General features: G+C 65.2%; 18 protein-coding genes. 6 read left to right on the top strand and 12 right to left on the bottom strand.

The window, feature by feature from the left end:
- Window position 1: 1 nt before the first annotated feature.
- From LRX75_RS09270 to LRX75_RS09245, 6 genes are all read right to left on the bottom strand, one after another.
- The gene (locus tag LRX75_RS09270) at window positions 2-1210 is read right to left on the bottom strand and encodes a glycosyltransferase family protein (RefSeq protein ID WP_231813682.1); all 1209 of its coding nucleotides are present in this window, start codon (window positions 1208-1210) and stop codon (window positions 2-4) included.
- 45 nt (window positions 1211-1255) lie between these two features.
- On the bottom strand, window positions 1256-2419 hold the full coding sequence (locus LRX75_RS09265) for an ABC transporter permease (protein ID WP_269456149.1): 1164 nt from the start codon (window positions 2417-2419) through the stop codon (window positions 1256-1258).
- 50 nt (window positions 2420-2469) lie between these two features.
- On the bottom strand, window positions 2470-3468 hold the full coding sequence (locus tag LRX75_RS09260; RefSeq protein ID WP_231813680.1) for an ABC transporter permease: 999 nt from the start codon (window positions 3466-3468) through the stop codon (window positions 2470-2472).
- Between the two features lie 3 nt (window positions 3469-3471).
- Complete coding sequence (locus LRX75_RS09255) at window positions 3472-5394, bottom strand: ABC transporter substrate-binding protein (protein WP_231813679.1); 1923 nt, start codon at window positions 5392-5394, stop codon at window positions 3472-3474.
- Complete coding sequence (locus LRX75_RS09250; RefSeq protein WP_231813677.1) at window positions 5391-7325, bottom strand: ABC transporter ATP-binding protein; 1935 nt, start codon at window positions 7323-7325, stop codon at window positions 5391-5393. Before LRX75_RS09250 ends, LRX75_RS09255 begins: the two co-directional genes overlap by 4 nt.
- 207 nt (window positions 7326-7532) lie before the next feature.
- Window positions 7533-8873, bottom strand: coding sequence for an adenylate/guanylate cyclase domain-containing protein (locus LRX75_RS09245; RefSeq protein ID WP_231813675.1), 1341 nt, complete (start codon window positions 8871-8873; stop codon window positions 7533-7535).
- Window positions 8874-9104: 231 nt separating this feature from the next.
- Here LRX75_RS09245 and LRX75_RS09240 point away from each other — a divergent pair, with 231 nt between their 5' ends.
- Window positions 9105-10436 carry a nucleotide sugar dehydrogenase gene (locus tag LRX75_RS09240; RefSeq protein WP_231813673.1) on the top strand — a complete coding sequence of 444 codons (1332 nt, stop codon included), beginning with the start codon at window positions 9105-9107 and terminating at the stop codon, window positions 10434-10436.
- Window positions 10437-10440: 4 nt separating this feature from the next.
- Here the strand turns inward: LRX75_RS09240 and LRX75_RS09235 are convergent, their stop codons facing one another.
- On the bottom strand, window positions 10441-11598 hold the full coding sequence (locus LRX75_RS09235) for a DUF3095 domain-containing protein (RefSeq protein ID WP_420851176.1): 1158 nt from the start codon (window positions 11596-11598) through the stop codon (window positions 10441-10443).
- A gap of 246 nt (window positions 11599-11844) precedes the next feature.
- Here LRX75_RS09235 and LRX75_RS09230 point away from each other — a divergent pair, with 246 nt between their 5' ends.
- On the top strand, window positions 11845-12327 hold the full coding sequence (locus tag LRX75_RS09230) for a class I SAM-dependent methyltransferase (protein ID WP_231813670.1): 483 nt from the start codon (window positions 11845-11847) through the stop codon (window positions 12325-12327).
- Here LRX75_RS09230 and LRX75_RS09225 read toward each other — a convergent pair.
- On the bottom strand, window positions 12324-13211 hold the full coding sequence (locus LRX75_RS09225) for an FkbM family methyltransferase (RefSeq protein WP_231813669.1): 888 nt from the start codon (window positions 13209-13211) through the stop codon (window positions 12324-12326). The genes LRX75_RS09230 and LRX75_RS09225 overlap by 4 nt on opposite strands.
- Before the next feature lie 198 nt (window positions 13212-13409).
- Here LRX75_RS09225 and LRX75_RS09220 point away from each other — a divergent pair, with 198 nt between their 5' ends.
- Window positions 13410-13808 (top strand): response regulator, encoded by a 399-nt coding sequence (locus LRX75_RS09220; protein WP_231813668.1) that lies wholly within the window; start codon window positions 13410-13412, stop codon window positions 13806-13808.
- Window positions 13809-13818: 10 nt separating this feature from the next.
- On the opposite strand, the gene LRX75_RS09215 is transcribed toward LRX75_RS09220, so the two are convergent.
- Window positions 13819-15750 (bottom strand): PAS domain-containing sensor histidine kinase, encoded by a 1932-nt coding sequence (locus LRX75_RS09215; protein WP_231813666.1) that lies wholly within the window; start codon window positions 15748-15750, stop codon window positions 13819-13821.
- Between the two features lie 309 nt (window positions 15751-16059).
- On the opposite strand from LRX75_RS09215, the gene LRX75_RS09210 reads away from it, so the two are divergent.
- Entirely contained in the window at window positions 16060-16266 is a 207-nt protein-coding gene (locus tag LRX75_RS09210) for a hypothetical protein (RefSeq protein WP_113150936.1), read from the top strand.
- Window positions 16267-16348: 82 nt separating this feature from the next.
- Here the strand turns inward: LRX75_RS09210 and LRX75_RS09205 are convergent, their stop codons facing one another.
- On the bottom strand, window positions 16349-17527 hold the full coding sequence (locus tag LRX75_RS09205) for an aminotransferase (RefSeq protein WP_231813664.1): 1179 nt from the start codon (window positions 17525-17527) through the stop codon (window positions 16349-16351).
- 288 nt (window positions 17528-17815) lie between these two features.
- Between LRX75_RS09205 and LRX75_RS09200 the strand changes: the two genes are divergently transcribed.
- The gene (locus LRX75_RS09200) at window positions 17816-18358 is read left to right on the top strand and encodes a DUF3833 family protein (RefSeq protein ID WP_231813663.1); all 543 of its coding nucleotides are present in this window, start codon (window positions 17816-17818) and stop codon (window positions 18356-18358) included.
- Window positions 18359-18391: 33 nt separating this feature from the next.
- On the opposite strand, the gene LRX75_RS09195 is transcribed toward LRX75_RS09200, so the two are convergent.
- Both LRX75_RS09195 and LRX75_RS09190 read right to left on the bottom strand, forming a co-directional pair.
- Window positions 18392-19993 carry a VOC family protein gene (locus LRX75_RS09195; protein WP_231813661.1) on the bottom strand — a complete coding sequence of 534 codons (1602 nt, stop codon included), beginning with the start codon at window positions 19991-19993 and terminating at the stop codon, window positions 18392-18394.
- The gene (locus tag LRX75_RS09190; RefSeq protein WP_231813659.1) at window positions 19990-20868 is read right to left on the bottom strand and encodes an SDR family NAD(P)-dependent oxidoreductase; all 879 of its coding nucleotides are present in this window, start codon (window positions 20866-20868) and stop codon (window positions 19990-19992) included. Before LRX75_RS09190 ends, LRX75_RS09195 begins: the two co-directional genes overlap by 4 nt.
- Window positions 20869-21037: 169 nt before the next feature.
- Here LRX75_RS09190 and LRX75_RS09185 point away from each other — a divergent pair, with 169 nt between their 5' ends.
- The gene (locus LRX75_RS09185) at window positions 21038-21793 is read left to right on the top strand and encodes a Crp/Fnr family transcriptional regulator (protein ID WP_113150931.1); all 756 of its coding nucleotides are present in this window, start codon (window positions 21038-21040) and stop codon (window positions 21791-21793) included.
- Window positions 21794-21800: the final 7 nt, after the last annotated feature.

Genomic DNA, 21800 nt, shown 5'->3' with positions numbered 1-21800 from the left:
TTCAGGCCTTGACGACGCTCAAATGGTCGCGATCGCGCCCGTCTAGCATGTTGCCGACGATCCGGGAAATATTACTCAGGCCATCGAGATGCATGTTGCTGGCATGGTGGGAGGGCGGCGCGCGGTGCGGCAGGGCATGAAGGGCTGCGGCCAGCCGCTTGGGATCGGCGGCCTCCTGCGGCAGCAGCATGTCGACGAGCCCGAGTTCGCTCGCGCGGCGGGCGCGGATCAGCTGCTCCTCGCGCGGGACGACGCGCGGGACGATCAGGGCCGGTTTGTCGAAGGAGAGGATCTCGCAATAGGTGTTGTAGCCGCCCATGGCGACGACGCCGCTGGCATTGGCGATCAGCTCCTCCATGCGGTTGTCGAACTCGATCACCTGCAGATGTGGCGTCAGCGCGCATTTCGACAGCAGTTTGTGACGCTGCTTGGCCGGCATGTAGGGGCCAAGCACGACGAAGGATGGGTGCGTCAGGGTCGGGTCGGCGCGGTAGGCGTCCACCACGTCGTGGACGAGGTCGGAGCCGTCGCCGCCGCCGCCGGTGGTGATCAGGATGTAGTCGCCCTTCGGCTTGTGCTCGGAGCTGACGTCGAGCGAGACGCTGCGCTGGAGGAAGCCGACGAAATCCATGCGGGCGCGGACCTGCGGCGGCACGTCCAGACCGACGAGCGGATCGTAGAAATCGGGCGGGCCGTAGACCCAGACCGTGTCGTAGAACTGGCCGATCTTGCGCATCACGTCGTTGCGCTTCCACTCGGCGTCGAGCAGGTGCGGCGCATCCATGACCTCGCGCAGGCCGAGCACCAGCGTCGTGCCCTGATGCTTGAGGTAGGCCAGCGTATCCTCGACCTCGCCGCGCAGCCCCATCGGCTCCTTGTCGACGATGAAGATGTCCGGCTTGAAGGTCTCGGCCGTGTGCCGGATGATCGAGCGGCGCATCTTCAGCGTCTCGTTCAGATCGATATGGCGATCCATCGAGGTGTATTCGCCGTTGCGCAGCTTGATCACGCTCGGGATCTTCACGAAATCGACGCGGGCCCGGTAATCATAGGCCCCGGCGATGGTCGCGCCGGAAATGATCAGGACCTGCAGGCCGCGATAGTCCTCGACCAGCGCATGCGCGATGGCCCGGCATCGCCGCAAATGGCCGAGACCGAACGTATCGTGGCTGTACATGAGGATGCGGGCATTCTCGATGCGACGCGTCATCGGCACGGCTCCACGCGCAGGGCAGGCTTCATCACCATGAAAAACTCACTTGTACGGATCAGCCGCATCTCTAAGGCCGTCGCCCAGAAAGTTAAAGGCCAGGATGACGAGAATGACCGGGATGGTTGGGTAGAGCAACCATGGATAAAAGGCGATGGTACTGACGCTGCGCGCTTCCGTCAGGAGAATGCCCCAGCTGGTGATGGGGGGACGGAGGCCGAGACCGAGGAAACTCAAGGCGGTTTCGCCGAGAATCATCGCCGGGATCGACATGGTCGCGCTGGCGATCAGGTGCGACATGAAGCCGGGCACGAGGTGGCGGCCGATGATGCGGCTGGTCTTTGCCCCCATCAGCTGCGCCGCGAGCACGTAGTCCTCCTCGCGCAGGGCCAGAAGCTTGGAGCGCACCGCGCGGGCAAGGCCCGTCCAGTCGAGCAGTCCGAGGATGGCGGTGATGCCGAGATAGATGACGAGGGGGCTCCACGTCACCGGCATGATGGCCGCCAGCGCCATCCAGAGCGGAATGCTCGGGATCGATTGCAGCACCTCGATGACGCGCTGGACGATGAGGTCGAAGACGCCGCCCTTGTAGCCGGCAAGGCCACCGATGACGATGCCGAGGATGAAGCTCATCGTCACGCCGAGGAGGCCGATGGTGAGCGAGATGCGGGCGCCGTAGAGAATGCGCGACAGCACGTCGCGGCCGAGCCGATCGCTGCCGAGCATGAAGAACTGACCGCCCTCGGCCGGGCAGACGAGGTGGAGCGAGGCGGGAACGAGGCCCCAGAAATTGTAGGCGTCGCCGCTGCAGAAGAAGCGCAGCTTCTCGATCCGCTCGGGATCTTCCGTATAGACGCGGCGCAGCGTGTCCATGTCGAGGTTCATCGTGCGGCCGTAGACGAAGGGGCCGACAAACTGGCCGTCGTCGAACAGGTGCACCTGCTGCGGTGGCGCATGGATGAAATCGACGTTGCGGGTGTGCAGGTTGTAGGGCGCCAGGAACTCGACGACCGTGACCATCGCATAGAGCACCACGAGGAAGACGAGTGAGGCGACGGCGACCCGGTGACGCTTGAACTTCCACCACATCAGCTGAAGCTGGGAGGCCTCGTAGGCGTGCTTCTGCTCCTCGCTCATCGTTTCCACGGCCATCGGATCGAAGGGGGCGGCGGAAACGAAGTGCGTCAGCGGCTGGCCGGGTGCGGGCAGGCAGGCGGGAGGCCCGCTGGAGGTGGTCGTGGACGGCGGATGCGGTGCGGTCACTTCGTGCTGCCCCCCTGGAGCCGGATGCGCGGATCGAGCAGCGCCAGCGCGATGTCGGAGACGAGCACGCCGATAACGGTGAGGAAGGCAAGGAACATCAGGAAGGAGCCGGCAAGGTACATATCCTGGCTTTGCAGCGCCTTGATCAGCATCGGCCCGGTGGTTTCCAGCGACAGCACGATGGCCGTGATTTCGGCACCGGAGATGATGGCCGGCAGGATCGAGCCGATGTCGGCGATGAAGAAGTTGAGCGCCATGCGGAGCGGGTACTTCACCAGCGCGCGGAAGGGATGAAGTCCCTTCGCCTTCGCGGTTACCACATATTGCTTCTGCAGCTCGTCGAGCAGGTTGGCGCGCAGGCGGCGGATCATGCCGGCCGTGCCCGCCGTGCCGATGATGATGACGGGGATCCACAGATGCTCGAGGATCGACAGGAACTTGTCCCAGCTCATCGGCTGCGACAGATATTTCTGGTCCATGAGGTGCCCGATGGACGTGCCGAACCACATATTGGCGAAATACATCAGGATCAGCGCGAACATGAAGTTCGGGATCGCAAGGCCGAGCAGGCCGAGGAAGGTCAGGCCGTAATCCCCCCAGCTGTACTGGTGCGTGGCGGAATAGATGCCGATCGGGAAGGCGATCAGCCAGGTGAAAAGGATGGTGACGAAGGAGACGAGCACCGTCAGCCACAGCCTGTCGCCGACGACGTCGGAGACCGGCAGCTGGTATTCGAACGAGTAGCCGAAATCGCCCTGCAGCATGCCGGCGACCCAGTGGAAGTAGCGCATGACCGGCGGGCGGTCGAAGCCGTATTCGGCCCGCAGCGCCTCGATCTCGGCCATATCGACGCCTTCGCCCTGGGCGCGCATTTCCGAGATGTAGCTCTCGAAATAATCGCCCGGGGGAAGCTCGATGATGGTGAAGACGAGGGCCGAGATGATGACGAGCGTCGGGATCATGGCACTGATGCGCCAGAGAATGTATCGCAGCATCGATCAGCTCACCTTGTCGCCGAGCCAGAACGTATCCGGCATGTAGACCCCGAAGAAGCAGGTCGGATCGAAGCCGTAAAGGCCGTGTTCCGGGACGTTCTGCATGCGCGACGTATGAAGGATCGGCTGGAGCGTGGCGTTGACCATGCCGATGGAATAGACCTGATCGGTGTAGATCGACAGCATCTCGTGCCAGATCCGCGCGCGGCCAGCCGTATCGGCCGTGCGGCGCCATTCCTTCAGCAGGTCCACCAGCTTCTGGGCTTCGGGCAGTTCCGGCGCATGGCCGAACTGGCCGAGCGAGAGGTAATGCATGCCCCAGACCGGCCATTGCAGTTGGTCGTCGGTGCTCGGGGCCAGTGGGCTCGGGCTCATGTCGGCCGTGGGAACACCATTGGGGAGTCCGAACCACATGGACATCATGATCTCGCCGCCCATGGTGCGGTTGCGGAAGACCTCGCGCTGGGAGGTCTTGATGAAGAGGGGGATGCCGATCTTCGCCCAGTGATCGGTCACGAGTTCGAGCACGTCGGTTTCCAGCGTGCTTTCGCCCGCGGTTTCCACGACGATCTGCGCGAGGCGGCCATCCGGTAGAAGGCGCATGCCGTCGTCGTCGCGTTTGGTGAGGCCGGCCTCGTCGAGCAGGCGGTTGGCCTGCTCGGTGTCGTGCTGTGACCAGGCGGCGGCATATTCCGGCTTGTAGAGCGGGCTTTCCGGCAGCACGGTATCGGCGCTTTCCTTGCCGAGACCGTAGAAGGCGACCATGTTGATCTCGCGCCGGTCGATGGCGAGCGAAAGGGCGCGGCGGACGCGCACGTCGCGCAACAGGCCCTGCCAGACGGGGTCGCCATAGTTCAGGTTCGGCAAAAGGGCGACGCGCGAGCCTTGCGTCCGCTTCCACAGCTTCACCTTCACCGGATACCGCTTTTCGGAATCCTTGATGAAGGCGTAATCCGTGAAGTCGATGTTCTGCGCCTGCAGGTCGGCTTCGCCACCGCCGGTCTTCGCCGCGATGATGCCCGGCGAGGAGACGTTGAGCACGATGCGGTCGATATAGGGAAGCTGCATCCCGTTCTCGTCGACGCGGTGGAAGAAGGGGTTGCGGTCGAAGATGAACTGCTCGGCCGGCGAAGCGGTCGTGTTGCGCCACGGGTCGAGCGTCGGCAGGTCCGGATTGTCGGGCCGGTTCTGGCGCGACATCTTGATGTGCAGGTCCGCCCATTTCTTGACCCGGTACTTCTTCATGAAGGTCTTGAGCTGTTCCTCGGTCTGGTATGTCTTGTGGAACTGCTTCATGTAGGCAGCCGGCAGAAGCAGGATCAGCGGCAGCGCTGCCGCGAGATTCGGCAGGAAATCCGGGTTGGGTGCATCCCAGCTGTAGCGCACGGTGCGCTCATCGAGAACCTCGAACCGCGGCGGCTTGCCGTCCGCCAGAAGCTCCTGCTGCACGCCGCCCTTGCGCAGGTCCTCGTTGAGGACGACGTCTTCCCAGGTGTAGCGAAAGTCTTCCGAGGTGAGCGGGCTTCCGTCCGACCAGCGATGGCCTTCGCGGATGCGGAAGGTGAAGACCTTCTCCCCCTCGATATCGCAAGCCTCCAGAATATCCGGCTGGAAGTTCAGCTTTTCGTCGTAGCCGACCAGGCGGGCATAGCCGTTGATGAACATCACACGGATGTCCTTCTGGCTGCCGATGAGGATACGCATGGCGCCGCCATAGGTGCCGGGCGCACGTCCCATGGCGGCGAGGTTGACGACGCGTGGGCTCTTCGGCACGCGCTCGGCCATCGGCGGCAGGGTGCCCGCGGCGATCTTTTCGAGCAGAATTTCGGGCTCCGTCCCCGCGGCCATGGCCGCGCGGGGCAGCATCAGTCGGGGAAGGGCGATGGCGGAGGCGAGGAGGCCGAGTGTGGTGCGGCGTTTGATCACGGCTGAAGCTCCTTCACGTCGGCATTCCGGCTCGCCAGCACCCAGTGACCATTGCCGAGATCGGCGGGTGCGAGGCCGGCATCGCTGTCGCCCGGCCGGAAGGCGGCGTTCCAGCGCTTCTTGTCGGAGGCCCCGCCGGCATTGAGCGCGACGAAATCGAGCGGCCGGTCGAGATCCGGGAAGGGCACGGCGGCGAGCAGCGCCTTGGTATAGGGGTGAACCGGCGCCCGCATCAGCTGTTCGCGCGGCGCCAGCTCGACGATCCGCCCGGCGCACATGACGGCGATCCGGTCGGCCATGTAATCGACGACGGCCAGATTGTGCGAGATGAAGAGATAGGTCAGGCCGAGCTCCGTCTGCAGGTCCTTCAGGAGATTGAGGATCTGCGCCTGCACCGACACGTCGAGGGCGGAGACCGGCTCGTCGCAGATCAGCAGTTCGGGCCCGAGCGCCAGAGCGCGGGCGATGCCGATGCGCTGGCGCTGCCCGCCGGAGAAGCTGTGGGGATAGCGGTTCATGTGCCGCTCGTTGAGGCCGATGGCCTTCAGCAGGGCCTTCACCGTCTGCTGCCGGCTCTTCGGATCTCCGCGACGGTGGATTTCGAGCGGTTCGCTAAGAATGTTCTGCACCGTCATGCGCGGCGAGAGCGAGGAGACCGGATCCTGGAAGATCATCTGCATGCGGGTGCGCAGGCGCTCCAGCGACTTGCCATGCGCCTCGCGGATGTCGATGGGGCCATCGGCCGAGTTGAGCATGATCGAGCCGGTGTCGGGCGAGAGCGCCCGCATCAGGATCTTGCTGAGCGTCGTCTTGCCGCAGCCGCTTTCGCCCACGAGGCCCAGACATTCGCCACGCCGGATGTCGAAGCTGACATCGTCCACGGCGCGATGCTGGCTTTTCTCGCGCTTCTTCCACCATCCGGACGCGCGGCCGGAAAAGGTCTTGCCGACATGGCGGACCGAGAGAAGCACGTCCTCGCCCGGTGCGGGAAGCGTGTCCTCAACACGGGGCAGGGGGCGTGCGGGCGCTCGTTCGCCCTTGCGCCGCACGATCAGGCTCTCGACGTTGACCGGCACCTCGCGCAGCGCCTTCAGGCGCTCGCCGGGCTTCATGTCGAAATGCGGCACGGCCGCCATCAGACCCTTCAGATACGGGTGGGACGGGTTGCGGAAGATATCCTCGACCGAACCGGCCTCCATGATCTCGCCGTGATAGATCACGACGACCTCGTCGGCCATGTTGGCGACGATGCCGAGATCGTGGGTGATGAGCAGCACGGCCATGCCGAAGGTCGATTGTAGATCCTTCAGCAATTGCAGGATCTGCGCCTGGATCGTGACGTCGAGTGCCGTCGTCGGTTCGTCCGCGATCAGCAGCGACGGTCGGCAGATCAGCGCCATGGCGATCATCGCGCGCTGGCGCATGCCGCCGGACAGCTCGAAGGGATACATGCCGAAGGCGCGCTTGGGGTCGGGAAAGCCGACGAGCCGCAGCATCTCCTCGGTCTGCGACCGCTGGCCCGCCTTGTCGACGTCGCGATGGATGCGCAGGCTCTCGCTGATCTGGTCGCCGATCGTGTGGAGCGGCGACAGCGAGGTCATCGGCTCCTGAAAGATCATGCCGATGCGGTTGCCGCGAAAGGCGCGCATGTCGGCGCCTTCCGGGGCGAGCGCCGCGAGATCGATGACGCCGCCGGGGGCCGTCTCGTCCTTGAAGAGGATCTTGCCGCCGATCCGCGCGGATTTGGGCAGGATGCCCATGATGGCCTGGCTGATCACGGATTTGCCCGAACCGGACTCCCCCACGAGCGCCGTCACCTTGCCCGGGAGCACACGCAGGCTGGCCTTTCGAACCGCATCGATCTGGCCGCCGAACATGGCGAAAGAAACGCTCAGGTCCTCGATCCGCAACAGGTCTCCGCCTGATGTCATGCCTGCCATTCCCCACTTATTCTCTCCATCCGGTGCGGATGGTGGCTGGCTTTGAGCCGGTACCTTAAGGGAAGACTATCGCAGGCATTTCGGCCTGTCCATGACCGCAATGTAAAGCGCAGGATTACGCCTTCCCGGCGTCGGCTGCGGGTCTAGCGTCGTCATGTATCGGTTTTTTGAAATAATGCCCCCGCGGCATCATAATTTCTATTGCAGAAGTTTGTTCCAGATGTCGCGCTGCGGCGTGTTGCGGTTGCGATAGAGCAGCATGACCTGCTCCGCCTCGGAGCTGCTTTCCTGCGTCCGGTGGCGGATGGCCTCGGCCTGATCGATCTTCAGCAGCTTCTCGCTCGGCACCAGCACCGTCAGCTTCTGGCGCACGCCGCGCAGCTTTTCCTCGCCGAGCGTTTCCCATTCTCCGCCGGCATAGGCGGTAAAGGCCTGGCTGGCGACGATGTGGGTGGAATGTTTCTTGGTCAGGCCCTGCAGGCGCGACACCTCGTTGACGGCGGTGCCGAAGGCCGAGAATGTCAGCCGGTCGCGCAGGCCGACATTGCCGAACATGACGTTGCCGATGTGCAGCCCGATGCCGTAGCCGATTTCGCCGAGGCCGTTTTCGCGGCGTTCGCGGTTCATCTCGGCCATGCGGGCCGTGGCCTGCCGCACGGCATCCATGGCCGCCAGTGCTGCGGCCTGCGACGGTTCGCGGTGGCGGCCGCAGGGATAGACGGCGAGGAAGCCATCGCCGAGGAAGCTCAGGATCTCGCCGCCGCCGCGGTTGAACGGCGTGGCGATGGCGTCGAAGAACTGGTTGAGCGTGTCGATATAGGCCTGTCGGCCTTCGCGTTCGGCCAGGACGGTCGACTGGCGCATATCGGCCATGACGAGCACGGCGCGGATGGTCTCGCCATCGCCGCGCCGGATCTGGCCGGACAGCACGCGCTTGCCGGCGTTTTCGCCAAGATAGGTGGTGAGCATGTTGTCGGCGAGCTTGCCGAGCACGGCCATCTTGGCGGCGACGGCGAGGCTGCTCTGAAGGCGCAGCATGGCCTCGATCAGCTGGTCGGAAAACCCTTCCGGGGCGTCCGTGGTCCAGGAGCCGACCATGCCCTGTCCATGGCTTTCGCTGAAGGACTGCACGAAGGCGAAATAGTCCGTCGCACCGTCGCGCTTCAGCTCCTCGAAGATCGGGAACTCGATCGGCGTGTCCGGCGTGATGCGGCGGCGCAGATGGTCGAGGTCGTGGGAAAAGAGGTAGTAATAGGGACTGCGCAGGAAGCGTTCCGCATCCGTCTCGCTCTGCCCGGCGCGAAAGCCCTCGACGGTGACGCCCTTGCCGCGCTGCCAGGTAAAGCCGAGCGCGTCATAGAGCGGGTGGAGCATGGCGAAGCTCAGATGCACGCGCGACAGCGGCACGCCGGCGGCGGCCAGCCGTTCGCAGAAGCCGGTGACCAGCGTTTCGAGCGAGCCGCCGTTCAGCGCCGTCTGCTTGAGCCACAGGGACACGCGATCGAGCAGATGGGTGGAAACCTGCTGCGTCTGGGTCATGTCGATCTTCCCGCTTGTTGCTGCGAACGGTCGCTGCAGGCCGATATCAACCCCCCGGCATGACGCGAGCGTTTCCAGGATATAATCACGAGGGATGGCCAAAACCAGAACGGGGGCGACGAAAAGTTGGCGATGGCCGTTGCACGGCGCAGCGGCCTTGACAGCGGAAGGTCGAGTCCGCATCTGCCATGGCTCCGGCGTGCGAGGCGCGCCCAACAGGCAAGGTTCCCGATGAGCACCTCCTCCCACGCGATTCTCCTGTCGCGGATCGCCGATCGCACGGCGCATGCCGGCGTCATCGGCCTTGGCTATGTCGGACTGCCACTCGCCATCGCCATCGCACGCAAGGGCTTCACCGTCACCGGTTTCGATATCGACCCCGGCAAGATCGTCGCGATCGATGCGGGGCGGTCCTATATCGAGGCGGTCGGCGACGACGTTCTCTCCGCCGAGCGGGATGCCGGACGGTTTTCCGCAACCGTCGATTTCGACGGCCTTGCCGCCTGCGACGTCATCGTCATCTGCGTGCCGACGCCGCTGACGCGGCATCGCGATCCCGACCTGACCTATATCGTAAAGACCTGCCAGGAGATCGCCCTGCGGCTGCGGCCGGGCCAGCTCGTGGTGCTGGAATCCACCACCTATCCCGGCACCACGACGGATGTCGTGCGGCCGATCCTTGCCGCCACCGGGCTTGATATCGGCGCCGAGGTCTTCCTCGGCTTTTCGCCCGAGCGCGAGGATCCCGGCAACCGCGACTTCTCGACCACCAGCATTCCGAAGATCGTCGCCGGCGACGGCGATGCAGCGGCGCAGGCGATGGAGGCGTTCTATTCGGCCGTCGTGGAGCGTGTCGTGCCCGTCTCCACGACGGCGACGGCCGAGGCTGTGAAACTGACGGAGAACATCTTCCGCGCGGTCAACATTGCGCTGGTCAACGAGCTGAAGACCGTGTTCGAGGCCATGGGCATCGATATCTGGGAGGTGATCGACGCGGCGAAGACCAAACCGTTCGGCTATATGCCGTTCTATCCCGGTCCGGGTCTCGGCGGGCACTGCATACCGATCGATCCGTTCTATCTCACCTGGAAATCCCGCGAATACGAGATGCCGACCCGCTTCATCGAGCTTGCGGGCGAGATCAATTCGGCCATGCCGCGGCACGTCGTCGGCCGGCTGGCCGAAGCGCTCGACATGCATCTGGGCAAGGCGCTCAGCCGCTCGCGCGTGCTCATCATCGGGCTCGCCTACAAGAAGAACGTGCCGGACATCCGCGAGAGCCCGTCGCTGAAGCTGATCGAGCTGATCGAGGAGCGCGGCGGCAGCGCCTCCTTCCACGATCCGCATGTGGACGAGATCCCGCGGACGCGCGAATATCTGTCGCTGAAGGGTCGGCGCTCGGTGCCGCTGAGCGCGCTTTCCGGCTTCGATGCCGTGCTGGTCGCCACCGACCACGACAATGTCGATTACGCACTCATCGCCGAGCAGGCGCCGCTGGTCATCGACACGCGCAACGTCTTTGCGCGCCGCGGCATCGCGGGCGGATTGATCGTGAAGGCGTGATGCGTCACGCCGCCGGTGCGGCCTGCATCGGCGTCTTCAGGTGGCTGGCCGCCATGGCGTAGCCGCCATTGGCACCGTCGATGAAGTGCATATGGTCGCGGCTGAGGGCGGTCGGCACGATGCAGGTCATCAGCGCCTCGTCCTGCCGGTGAAGCCCGTAACGGCAGACGCCTTCGGATGCCGCCCGTTCCAGCCGCGCCTCGATGCTGGCAAAGCGCGCCGCCTCGATGTCGATCGTCATCTTCAGGCCGTCGTCGAACTTTCGGAAATCCGAATTGCTGGCGACGTCCTGGCGGTAGATCTTCGGGTCGAAGCGGCCGAGCGTCAGTCCGAGCTTTCCCAAGCCATAGGTGAGCGCCGCCTCCATGAGGATGCGGCCGCGCTGCCGCAGGCGGGCGGGTTTTCCGACCGTGCGCACTTCTGTCTCCAGGCCTTCGCGGGAAAGGCCGAGCGTCGGTCCGTCTGCCGGCACCGGATGGCCCTCGCGCTCCTCGCCCGAGGCCAGCGCGACGATATCGGACACCAGCGTCGCGAACGGCCCGGCCTCCTTGCCGGGGCAGGGCACCGCGATGATCGAGACGATGGCGCCGTGGCGGGACGCGATGGGGTTCCAGCGGCAGGAAAGACCGGTAAGGTCGGGGCGCGCACCCGCGGGCGCGGGGGCGACGAGATAGCGCCCGGCCTTCATCTCCGTCTCCGCCCATGCGCCGCCGCCGCCGGCGAACATCGCATAGGACACGTCGGGGCTGACCTGGAAGCGCGCCACGCGCACATCGAGCCCGGCCTTGCGGATGTCGGAGACCGGGACGAGGGCAGATCGCAGGTCGAGATCGAGCTCTTCGCGGGCGTAGAGTTGCACGGAGGCCAGCGCGGATGTGGCCGCGACCAGCGCCGAGGGGGGCAGGGCCACGAGCGCGCCGTCGCCGCCGAAGACGAAAGGCAGATCGAAATGGCCGACCGCGTTCAGCACCGCCGAGATGACGCTGGCGCCGGCCATGTTGACGGCCTTGTAGCGCCCGGCCTCGATGGCGCCCGTGGAATCGACGATATCGGCACTGGCGATCCACCAGTCGATCGGCAGCGGGCGATAGTTCTCCGCATCGGCCACGCCTTCGAACGCCGTGAAGACGGGGAGTGCGGAAAAGAACTGATCGCTCTGCATCTGTGCCATTCGAGCGAAGGTAGCACAGCCGTGTGCGTCCGACAGGGTCGCACCGGATGACTTTTGCGTGCGGATGGGCCGCGATGTTGCCTGCCGGGTGGCGGGCGCCCTATAGAGGGGCTCCCTGGAGCGTTTCCGCGTCTTTCAGAATCGCAAAAACGCTCTCTCTCTTCGGTTTCACGCAATTCCGGACGCAAACCGCTGCGCAACGTCGCCGGGATTGCTTTCGCAACGGGAAGCGCTTTCATGAGTCGTCTCGACAGCTTCATCGCCCGCCTGCTGGCGCAGCGCGCCATCCTCAACCACATCCGGGAGGACATGGTGCTTCCGGGCGCGGGGGCCGTGCTCGAAATCGGGCTGGGAAACGGCCGCACCTACGATCATATCCGCGAGATCTTTCCCGGACGCCGCATCATCGCCTTCGATCGGGCGGTCGGGTCGCATCCCAAATCGACGCCGGACGCGGGCGACCTCGTGCTCGGTGAAATCTCGCAGACGCTGAAGGCCGTGGCCGGCCTGCAGGTGGCATTCGCCCATGCTGATATCGGCACGGCCTATCCGGAGGTGGATGCGGAGACCAAACGCTGGCTGCCGCAGGCGCTTGCCGATGCGCTCGCCTCCGGCGGCATCGTCGCCAGCGGCCTGCCGCTCGACCATGCCGACCTCGCGCCCCTGCCGGTGCCGGAGGGGATCGATCCCCGGCGCTACTATCTCTATCGCCGCCGCTAGCGCGCGTCGGGCAGAAGGAGCAGGTCGAACTGGTCTTCCGTCAGGGGAATGTCGGCCAGCGCCATCTCGGTCATCTCGTTTTCGGTGAAGACGATGCAGCGGGAATAGAAGGTGCCGAGCCATTCTGCGAAGATGCGGGCCTGATCGCGGCCGTAGAAGACCGGCGAGAATTCGAGATAGAACGGCGTCCGCCGCTTCAAAAGCGGGATCATCGAGCGGGCGGCGACCGGCTCGTAGCCCTCGATATCCATGAAGATCAGCGATACGTCGTCGGCCGCCAATCCGGCGTCCGCGAGGATCGCCATCATGGGGCGCACCGGAACGCTGATCTGCCGGTCGCGCGGGCTCTGGCGCGTCGTGCTGCTCTTGCCGTGATTGTCGGGATGCTGGAAGAAGTCGATCGTACCCTCCGTCTCCCCGGCCGCGCAGGCGACAGCGGTGATCCGGTGCTCCAGTCCGTTCCGGCGGATGTTCTCTGTCAGCAGCGCATAGTTGCGGGGATCGGCCTCCACCGTCACGATGCGCGGAACATCGCTGTCCAGCGCGAAATAGAGCGTCTGCGTGCCGATATTGCCGCCGACTTCGAGAAGGGCGCCCGAGAGGTCGATGCCGCGGTCCCGCAGGACGGCGAGAAGGCGGACGACATGGTCGCGCTCGAACTGGCCCTTCCGGTAGATCTTGCGGCCGATATAGTCATGGGGCGAAAACGTCATGATGTGGTCGCCGCAATCCGCCGTCATGGTGAGCACACGCGGGCTGATGCACTGGATCAGCAGTTCCCGGCCGTAGCGGCTGGCAAAGGCGCGGCGGGCAAGCCGGTTGCGCAGCTTGCGGACACGGCGCTTCCATCGTTTCAAAACCGGCATGTCGTCTAAGAGGGGCATGCGCCACCTTTCCCGGTCGATCGCGTTGCGCGGGTTACACCACAGGCGGGGCCTGAAAAAAAGAGCGGTCGAAAGAGTTTCTCCCGGCGACATGGCAGGGAACTTTTAACGTTGCACTGCATTCATGAGCGTCGTCGTCTTGTTCCCGGGGAATGAATGGGGGGCGGCGGTGTAGTCTGGTGAAGTGGGCATGTCGATATGAGCTGCAATATCATGGTGGTCGAGGACGAGGTTTTCGTCGCGACCGAGATCGAGTACGTCGTCGAGGAACTGGGCCACCGGCCCGTTGGCATTGCCGCCGATACGGCCTCCGCGATCAAGCTCGGTCCGCTCGCCGATATCGCCCTCGTCGATCTGAACCTGCGTGATGGCGCCACAGGCCGCGATATCGGCCGGATGCTGGCCGAGCGTCACGGCATGACCGTTCTTTTCATGACAGCCAATCCTTCGCAGGTCGGCGAGGCGTTTCCGGGTGCCGTCGGCGTGTTGCCGAAGCCTGTGGCGGAAGACGACCTGAAGGCCGCCGTGCGCTACACGGTCGCTCTGCGCGAAGCGCGGCAGGCGCATGCGCCTGCCCGTCTTCGCGTTTTCGCCTGAGACGGATCGCCTAGCGGCGCCCGAGGCGTCCGCTGCGGGTCAGTGCGCTGAGCGGAATGGACGCCTCGATCCGCAAGCCATCCGGTTCCCAGGAGCGCTCCAGCCGTCCCTCCAGCTGGCCTTCGGCGCTGATCTTCATCAGCCGCGACCCGAAGCCGTCCCGCTCGGGCGCGGCGATGACGACGCCCGGAACCTGTTCCTTCCAGCGGAGATGATAGGTTTCGCCGTCGATGCGTCCGGTGATCGCGACCCGGCCGTCGGCCGTGGAGAGAGCGCCGTATTTCGCCGAGTTGGTTCCGAGTTCGTGGAGAAGCAGGGCGAGAGGCGTGGCGGCGCTGTCGGCGATGGCGGTATCGTCGCCGTGCAGTTCGATCGCGCCTGTTCCGTCCTCGCCCCAATAGGGTTCGAGCAGTCTTGCCAGAAGATTGAACAGCGTGGTGTCCGGCATGGTCGGGCGCGACGCCTCGCTGTGCGGCCGCACGAAATCATGCGCGCGGCCCATGGCGTCGATACGCTTGCGCAACTGCTCGGCAAAGCCGCGGGCCTGAGGCTCGGAACGCGCGGACAGGCTGATGATGCCGCTCAGCACGGAGAAGATGTTCTTGATGCGGTGGCTGAGCTCATGCGCGACGACCTCACGCTCGGCCTGCGCCATCTTGGCATCGTGAATGTCGGTGCAGGTGCCGTACCAGCGCGTGATCCGCCCATCGGCATCGCGGATGGGCAGAGCGCGGCCGAGCACCCAGCGATAGGACCCGCTGTGATGGCGCAGCCGATATTCGATCTGGTAGGGAACGCCGGTCTCGAGGCTCTCGCGCCAGACCGCCCAGGCCCGCTGCTGATCTTCCGCGTGGAAAAGACCGTTCCAGCCGGCTCCGTCCGTCGATCCCGGGGGAACGCCGGTGAACTCGTACCAGCGGGCATTGTAGTAATCGTGAAATCCGTCGGGCCGCGTCGACCACACCATCTGCGGCATGGTGTCGGCCAGGATGCGGAACCCGGTTTCCGACTGCGCATAGGCTTCCGCCACCTCCTTCTGCGCGGTGATATCGACCGCGATGCCAGGGAAGCGGATGCAGGTGCCGTTTTCGAGCAACGGCTGCCCTTCCGCCAGCACCCACCGTACGGACCCGTCCGCCTGGACGAGCCTGTACTCGATCGCGAGCTTCTCGCCCGTGCTCATCACGTTTTGCAGCACGCCGGACACACGTCCGGCATCGTCGGGGTGAATGGCGGCGGTGAAGCCGGAGATCGGCACGCCGTCCGTCGCCGCCGCCTTCGGATCGACGCCGTAGAGGGAGGCGAACCTGTCGTCGGCATAGACGCGGTCTGCGACGACGTCCCAGTCCCAGATGCCGACGACGCCGGAGGCTTGCAGGGCAAGCGACAGCTTTTCGCGGTTGCGCAAGAGAGCCTGTTCGGCTTCCACCGCCTTCGTCGTTTCCACGACGACCGCGAGAGCGCCGATGACGGCGCCGTCATCGGCGAAGACGGGGCTGTAGTCGAGATCGAACCACACGCGTTCCGGCGCGCCGCTGCGGTTCAGCGTCATTTCCATGTTGGCATACGAGAAGCACGCACCGTCCAGCACGCCGTCGATGATGGTGCGGTTGAAGTCGGCGACTTCGGGCCAGCTGGCGATGGCCGACATGCCGAAGCATGCGGGATGGCGCCCGCCGGCGATGACGGCATATCCGGCATTATAGATCATGATGCCGTGCGGACCGAGCAGCAGCGTCATGGCAACCGGCGACGACAGAACCGTGCGAACCAGGCTCGTCAGCGACGCCGGCCACGTCTCGCGCGCGCCGAGCGGCGTCCGGCTCCAGTCCCGGCTTTCCAGAAGCGCCGCGATCTCGCCTCGGGAGGCTGCGATCGTCGTCCAGCGCTTGCCGGAAACGGGCGTCGGATCGGCGGTTTCTGGCGGGAAAGAACTCGGCATGGCGCATCTCGAAATGGGTTCGGTCGCCCCGCATGGTCCGGTTGCGTCCTGGGGGGAGAGATATAGGCGAGCCGTGCCGAAAGTCATCTGTTTTCACGGTTCATGAGCCGTCGCGAGACAGGGATCTTCGATGCCGGCGGGAGGCGGCCGGACAAATCCTCGCCGCACCGGGAACCATGAACGGGCGTTAACGTTTTCAGCGCAGAGGTCACCGAGAGAAAAGTAGGAAATTCTGAAAACGATCGGTGACGTGGAATAAATTGTCTATGAAATCGGTGGAAATCCACGAATGTAGACGCAGAGCCGATCATGGTCGATTTTGCGAAATGTGACAGCGGCTCGCTAGTTCTGGAGGATATGATGCGAACGTCGAAACAGGTCCTGCACGGTCCCCACGCCCGATATTCCAACGCCGTCTCGACGGCAGCCCTGCCGAGCCTTCATGCGGTTCTCCGCACGCTGACGCTGGTCGCGGCCTTCGCCTTCATCGGCGCCTGCGTGTTCGGAGCGATCTGAGCGCTTTCATCTCTGGCATTGCAAAACCGGATCGTGGTTGCTACCCGCGGTCCGGTTTTGTCGTTTCAGATAGCGTTCGAGGTCAGATGCCGGGCAGCTTGAAGTCCTCGAGGCGCTTGCGCAGGAGGCCGATGGTCTCCACATCGGCATTCGCGAAGGCGAAGCGCAGGAAACCTTCCTGGATCTCGCCGAAATAATCGCCCGGCAGGCAGACGACGCCGGCGAGCGTCGCGAGCTTCCCCGCAACGAATTCGGCGCTGATGTCGGGGTAGGGGTGGCGGACATAGGCGAAGTAGGCGCCGATGGCTTCGAGCTTCCAGCCATCGAGACCGGCCATCACGGCCTGCATGGCGGCACTGCGCCGGCCGATTTCCAGCCGGTTCTTCGCGCGCCAGTCGGCAAGGGCCGGGATCGCCTTCACCAGTGCGATCTGACCGGCGCGGGGCGGGCAGATCTGCAGATTGTCCATGATCTTCGCGATCTGGTGGACCGTCTGCATGCCGCAGGTGATGGCACCGATCCGGTGGCCGGGGATGCAATAGGACTTCGAGAAGCTGTAGAGGCTGACGAAGTGGTTCTGCCAGCCCTCGATCGAGAAGATGCCATGCGGCGGCTCGGCCGTGTCGGTCAGGAAGTCGCGGTAGGTTTCGTCGAGGATCAGCCAGATATCGTTGCGGCGGCAAAGGTCGAAGATGTCGCCCAGAAGGGCGGCGGGGTAGACGGCGCCCGTCGGATTGTTCGGCGACACCAGCGCAAGCGCCTTGACGCCGGAATGCAGCGACGCCTCGATGGAATCGACATCCGGGATGAAGCCGCTTTTGGCATCGCAGGGAACGATATCGACGTTGATGCCGAGCATCGACAGCGTCGTCTCATGGTTGAAGTAATAGGGGTTGGTCATCAGGATCGTATCGCCGGCACCGGCAAGCGCGATGACGGTGGCGACGAAGGCCTGATTGCAGCCGGCTGTGATCTGGACGTTGCGGCCCGTCAGCGGCGCGCCGTAAAGGCCGGCGACATGGTTGCCATAGGCGGTGCGCAGGGGAATTTCCCCTTCGATCGGGCCATAACCGGCCGCCTGCCTCGAAGCCGCGGCCTCGCCGAGCCAGGCCAGCATGTCGGGATGAGGCGGATAGCCCGGCACGGCCTGGCTGAGGTCGAGCAGGGGGCCGCGGCTGCCGTCGTAGCTCTTGGCCCAAGCGGCGACCGAGGGAACGGGCGGCGGCGACAGCCGGGCGACCAGCGGATTGAATTTCGGCATGGGTTCGTTCCTGTAAAGGGACGCTGGTCCGGAGGTTGGGAGGCCGCCGCGGATCAGCGTCGAGAGACTTTGCGGGCTTGAGCGTTCGGGGAGAATGGTGGCTGATTTGCGCCGGAAACGGGTTCGGCCGAACTTAGGACGATTTTCCGCACATTTCCAGAAGCCGTTCCCACAGTGACGAGAAAAGGTCGCCTATGGTTCGGGCCCTCGCGACGTTTTACCGGGAGAGGAGAGGAAACCGTTCTGCCCGCAGATCCGTATCATCGTCATGACAGAATGGAGATCATCATGAAGATCGCATCGACCGCCCTTTTTGCCGCCAGCCTTGCCGCCAGCCTCCTGTCCGGTTCCCTCAGTGCCTCCGCCCAGCCTGCGGGCAAGGGCGCGGGCGTGATGCGGGAGACCGTCATGGAACGCTTCTTCCGGGGTCAGGCCCGGGCGACGGGAACCTTCCGCGCCATCAACGGCACGCGGCGCGACCTCGATATCGCGGTGCGCGGCACGGTGACGAAGACCGGGCTCACCCTGCGGGAGGACATCCGCTACGATGACGGGCAGACGGAGCGCAAGACCTGGCATTTCGTGCGCACCGGCCCCGCCACCTATAGCGGAACGCGCGAGGACGTGATCGGCGGGACGACGGTGCGGGTGGACGGCAATGTCGTGCGGTTCAACTATCTCGTGGATCTCGATCCCGGTCCGAAGCAGGATGTCTATCGCTTCTTCGATACGCTGACCTTCTCGCGCGACGGCAGGACCATGTCGAACACGGCCGTGGTGTGGAAGACGATCCTGCCCGTCGCCCGCGTCAAGATCGACTTCCGCAAGTAATGTGCCCCGGCCTGTGCGCGCCGACGGCATGTGTCACGCCGACAGCACGCGCAGCCAGCCGGCGATCGTGCCTGCATCCTGCGGCGACAGCTCGTGGCCGGCGGAAAGCGTGACGACCGTCGTTTCGGCACCGGCGTCCGCAAGCGCGGCCACCTGCGCCGGGCGGTAGGCGTCGAAGCTGTCATCGGCTCCCGAGACGATCAGCACCTCTGTGCCGGACAGGTCGGCCGGCGGGATCGTTTCCAGCGGCATCATGCTGCGCAGAAGGGCGGCCCGGCGGATGAGGCCCGGCTGCAGGAACAGCGTCGCAGCAATCAGGTTCGCGCCGTTGGAATAGCCGAGAAAGCTGGCGTGCGCGAGATCGATGCCATAACCGGACGCCGCACCGGCGACGAAGGCGGCGAGGGCTTCCGCCTCGCTGGCGATATCGGCCTGATCGAAGGTCGTGGCCCCCAGGCGCCGGTAGAAACGCGGCGCGCCTTCCTCCAGACTGCGACCCCGAAGGGCGACGAGCAGGGCGTTCGGCGCCGCCTTGCGCGCGAGCGGCAGGAGGCTGAGCTCGTTGCCGCCACTGCCGTGCAGCAGGAACAGCGTGGTGCCGTCGGGCTCCGCCGCCTGATGCAGGCGATGGATGAAGGGCAGATCGCGGGCCGCGAAACGCTCCTCGCCGGGAAGACCGAACTGCGGGAGAAGGACGGTCATCTCCTCGTCTGGCCCGTCCGCACCCTGTCCGGGCACGAACAGCCGCGTGCCCAGAGCGGATTCGTCCTCGTCGATGGCCATGCCCGGTCCGTCGGTCGCGACCTCGATGAGGCTGCCGCCGGGTTCACGGACGTAGAGGGAGAAGAAATAGGTGCGGTCATGCGCGGGCGTCGGGCCGGCATCCTCCGCGCCGAGGCGGTCCCGCAAGGCCTTCACGGCCGCACGGTCGGGCGCGCGCACGGCGATGTGGTCGATCGTCCCGGTGCCCGGAGCCGAGGTCCAGAAGCCGGTCGCGTCGCGCACGTCGATCACGTCGCCGGCATCCGAGCGCAGGCGCTCGATCGTTTCGGTGCGCTCGGCCGAGCGAAAGCCGGTGTGGCGCTCGAGGAAGGCTGCGGTGTCCACGGGGCGGCTGGTGAGGATGGTGGCGCCGCGCAGCGCGCGGATCGCATCCTCCGGCGGAATGCCGGCGGCATAGGCAGGTTCGACGCCCGCAAGGTCGGTCGTGCCCACCAGCTTGACGATGACGCCGTCCGGATCCTTCAGGCGCAGCACGGGCTCGCCGAATTCCGGCGCGGGGCCGGAAACGGGCACGAGGTCGCGCAAGGCGCGCTGGAGCCAGAAGCCGATCGATCCCGGGGCGATGGCAAAGGCGATCTCGCTCGGCTGGCCTTCGCCGACGCGGCCGGGCCCGCCGTCTTCCCAGACGAGGAAGGAGACGAGCGAGCCGGGCGCGCCGATGCGGTCGCCATAAAACAAGTGCAGCTGTGCTGCATCCTCGAAACCCGCCGTCCGCTTGACAAGGCGCAGGCCGAGAAAGCCGGCGTAAAAATCGACGTTTGCCTGCACCTTGCGGGTGATGAGGGTGATGTGGTGGAGGCCGCTGGTGCCGCGCGGTGTTTCGAGGCCGGAGCCCGTCGATACCGCCGTCATGCAGGGTCTCCCGCCTGCCGCGGGCGGTCCTGCGTCAGATAGGTGCGAAAGGCTTCGGCGTGGTCGGGATGCCAGCGGGAGAGCGGCGGCCGATTCTCGACGATGTCGCCGGCGGCCCACAGGATGCGTTTCTCGTCGAGGTCCCGGCTGACATCGTTGTCGGGGCAGAGAATGTAGAAATCGCCACGCGCGATGCTGTCGATCATGAAGTCCACCGTCTGCTCCGGCGTCCAGGCGGCCTCGGGCTTCTCCGTGCGGCCGTTGGCGGTGAGCCCGGTATAGACGAAGCCGGGAATGAGGAGATGCGACGCGATGCGGCAGCCGGCCGTGTTGCGCAGCTCGTGCTCGAGCGCTTCGGAGAAGGCTTTGACGCCCGCTTTCGCCACATTGTAGGCGGGGTCTCCGGGCGGCGTGGTGATGCCCTGCTTGGAGCCGGTGTTGATGATCAGCCCGGGTTCGCCATGCGCGATCATGCCGGGGCCGAAGACGCGCGTGCCGTTGACGACGCCGCCGAGATTGACGGCCATCACACGCTCCCAGTTCTCCAGCGGGCCGAAAAGCGTGCTGCCGGGCTGGATGCCGGCATTGTTCATGAGGACGTTGACCTTGCCGAACCGCTCGATGACCTCTTCCTGCAGGGCTTCGAGCGCTTCCATTTCGGACACGTCCGTCGCGCAGGCGAGAACGCCCGCCGCGCCCCGCGGCGAGCCCTGCGCAACCGACCGTGCCGCTTCCCTCAGGCGCTCGCCCTTGCGGTCGGCCAGCACCACCGTCATGCCGAGAGATGCGAAGCGGCGGGCGGCGGCAAGGCCGATGCCCGAGGCGGCTCCGGTGACGACGGCAACGGCATTGGCGGCGAAGGCGGCATGTGTCATGGTCGGTCCGAGATCTGCGGCCTCATTTATGAGGCGTGCGGTTAGCAAATTTAATAGTGTCGCGCGCGAAACTAGGTAAGGAGAAGGCTCAAGTCCATCCTCTTCGCTCCGCCCGGCTTTCCCTGCTCTTCTGCTTCCGTCATCCATCCGTCTCCCGCTTCGAGTGCCAATGTATCCCCCGAGAACGCGCAATAGCCGGCAGACGCCGTGCGAGCAGTGTCCCCTGCGTCACCTGCCGACCTTCCGCGAATTTCAGCCAGAGGAACTTGCATTCGTCTCGCATTTCAAGACCGGCGAACTCTCCGTCGATGCGGGAACGACGGTGCTTAGCGAGGGAAGTCACAGCGCGCACCTCTTCACGGTGCTGTCTGGGTGGGGCTTTCGCTACAAGATGCTGGGCGACGGCCGGCGGCAGATCCTGAATTACATCATGCCGGGCGATCTCGTCGGCCTGCAGGGTAGCCTGATGGGGGAGATGAAGCATTCGGTGGAGGCGCTGTCGGCGCTGACGCTCTGCGTGTTCGAGCGCGAACGCCTCGGACAGGTCTATCGCAACCATCCCGATCTTGCTTTCGACGTCACCTGGATCGCCTCGCAGGAGGAGCGGATTCTCGATGAGCATCTGCTGAGTATCGGGCGGCGCACCGCTCTGGAGCGGGCGGCCTATCTGCTGTCGTTCCTGTCGCAACGGGCAGCCGCGTCGAACCTTTTCCGGGGCGAGCGTGTGTCGATTCCGCTGACGCAGCAGCATGTCGCCGACACGCTGGGTCTGTCGATCGTGCACACGAACAAAACGCTGAAGAAGCTGGCCGAGCGCAACCTTATCCGCTGGGCGGATCGCGGGTGCGACGTGCTGGACCCCGAGGGCCTCATGCGGGCCGCGGACTGGGACGGTCTGGAAGCCGTCCGGCGTCCGTTTATCTGATAGGTGC

The organism is Rhizobium quercicola, from assembly GCF_021168455.1.
Lineage (GTDB): Bacteria > Pseudomonadota > Alphaproteobacteria > Rhizobiales > Rhizobiaceae > Ferranicluibacter > Ferranicluibacter quercicola.
Note: the sequence above shows the minus strand (reverse complement) of the source record. Positions and strands in the feature narration are given on the sequence as shown.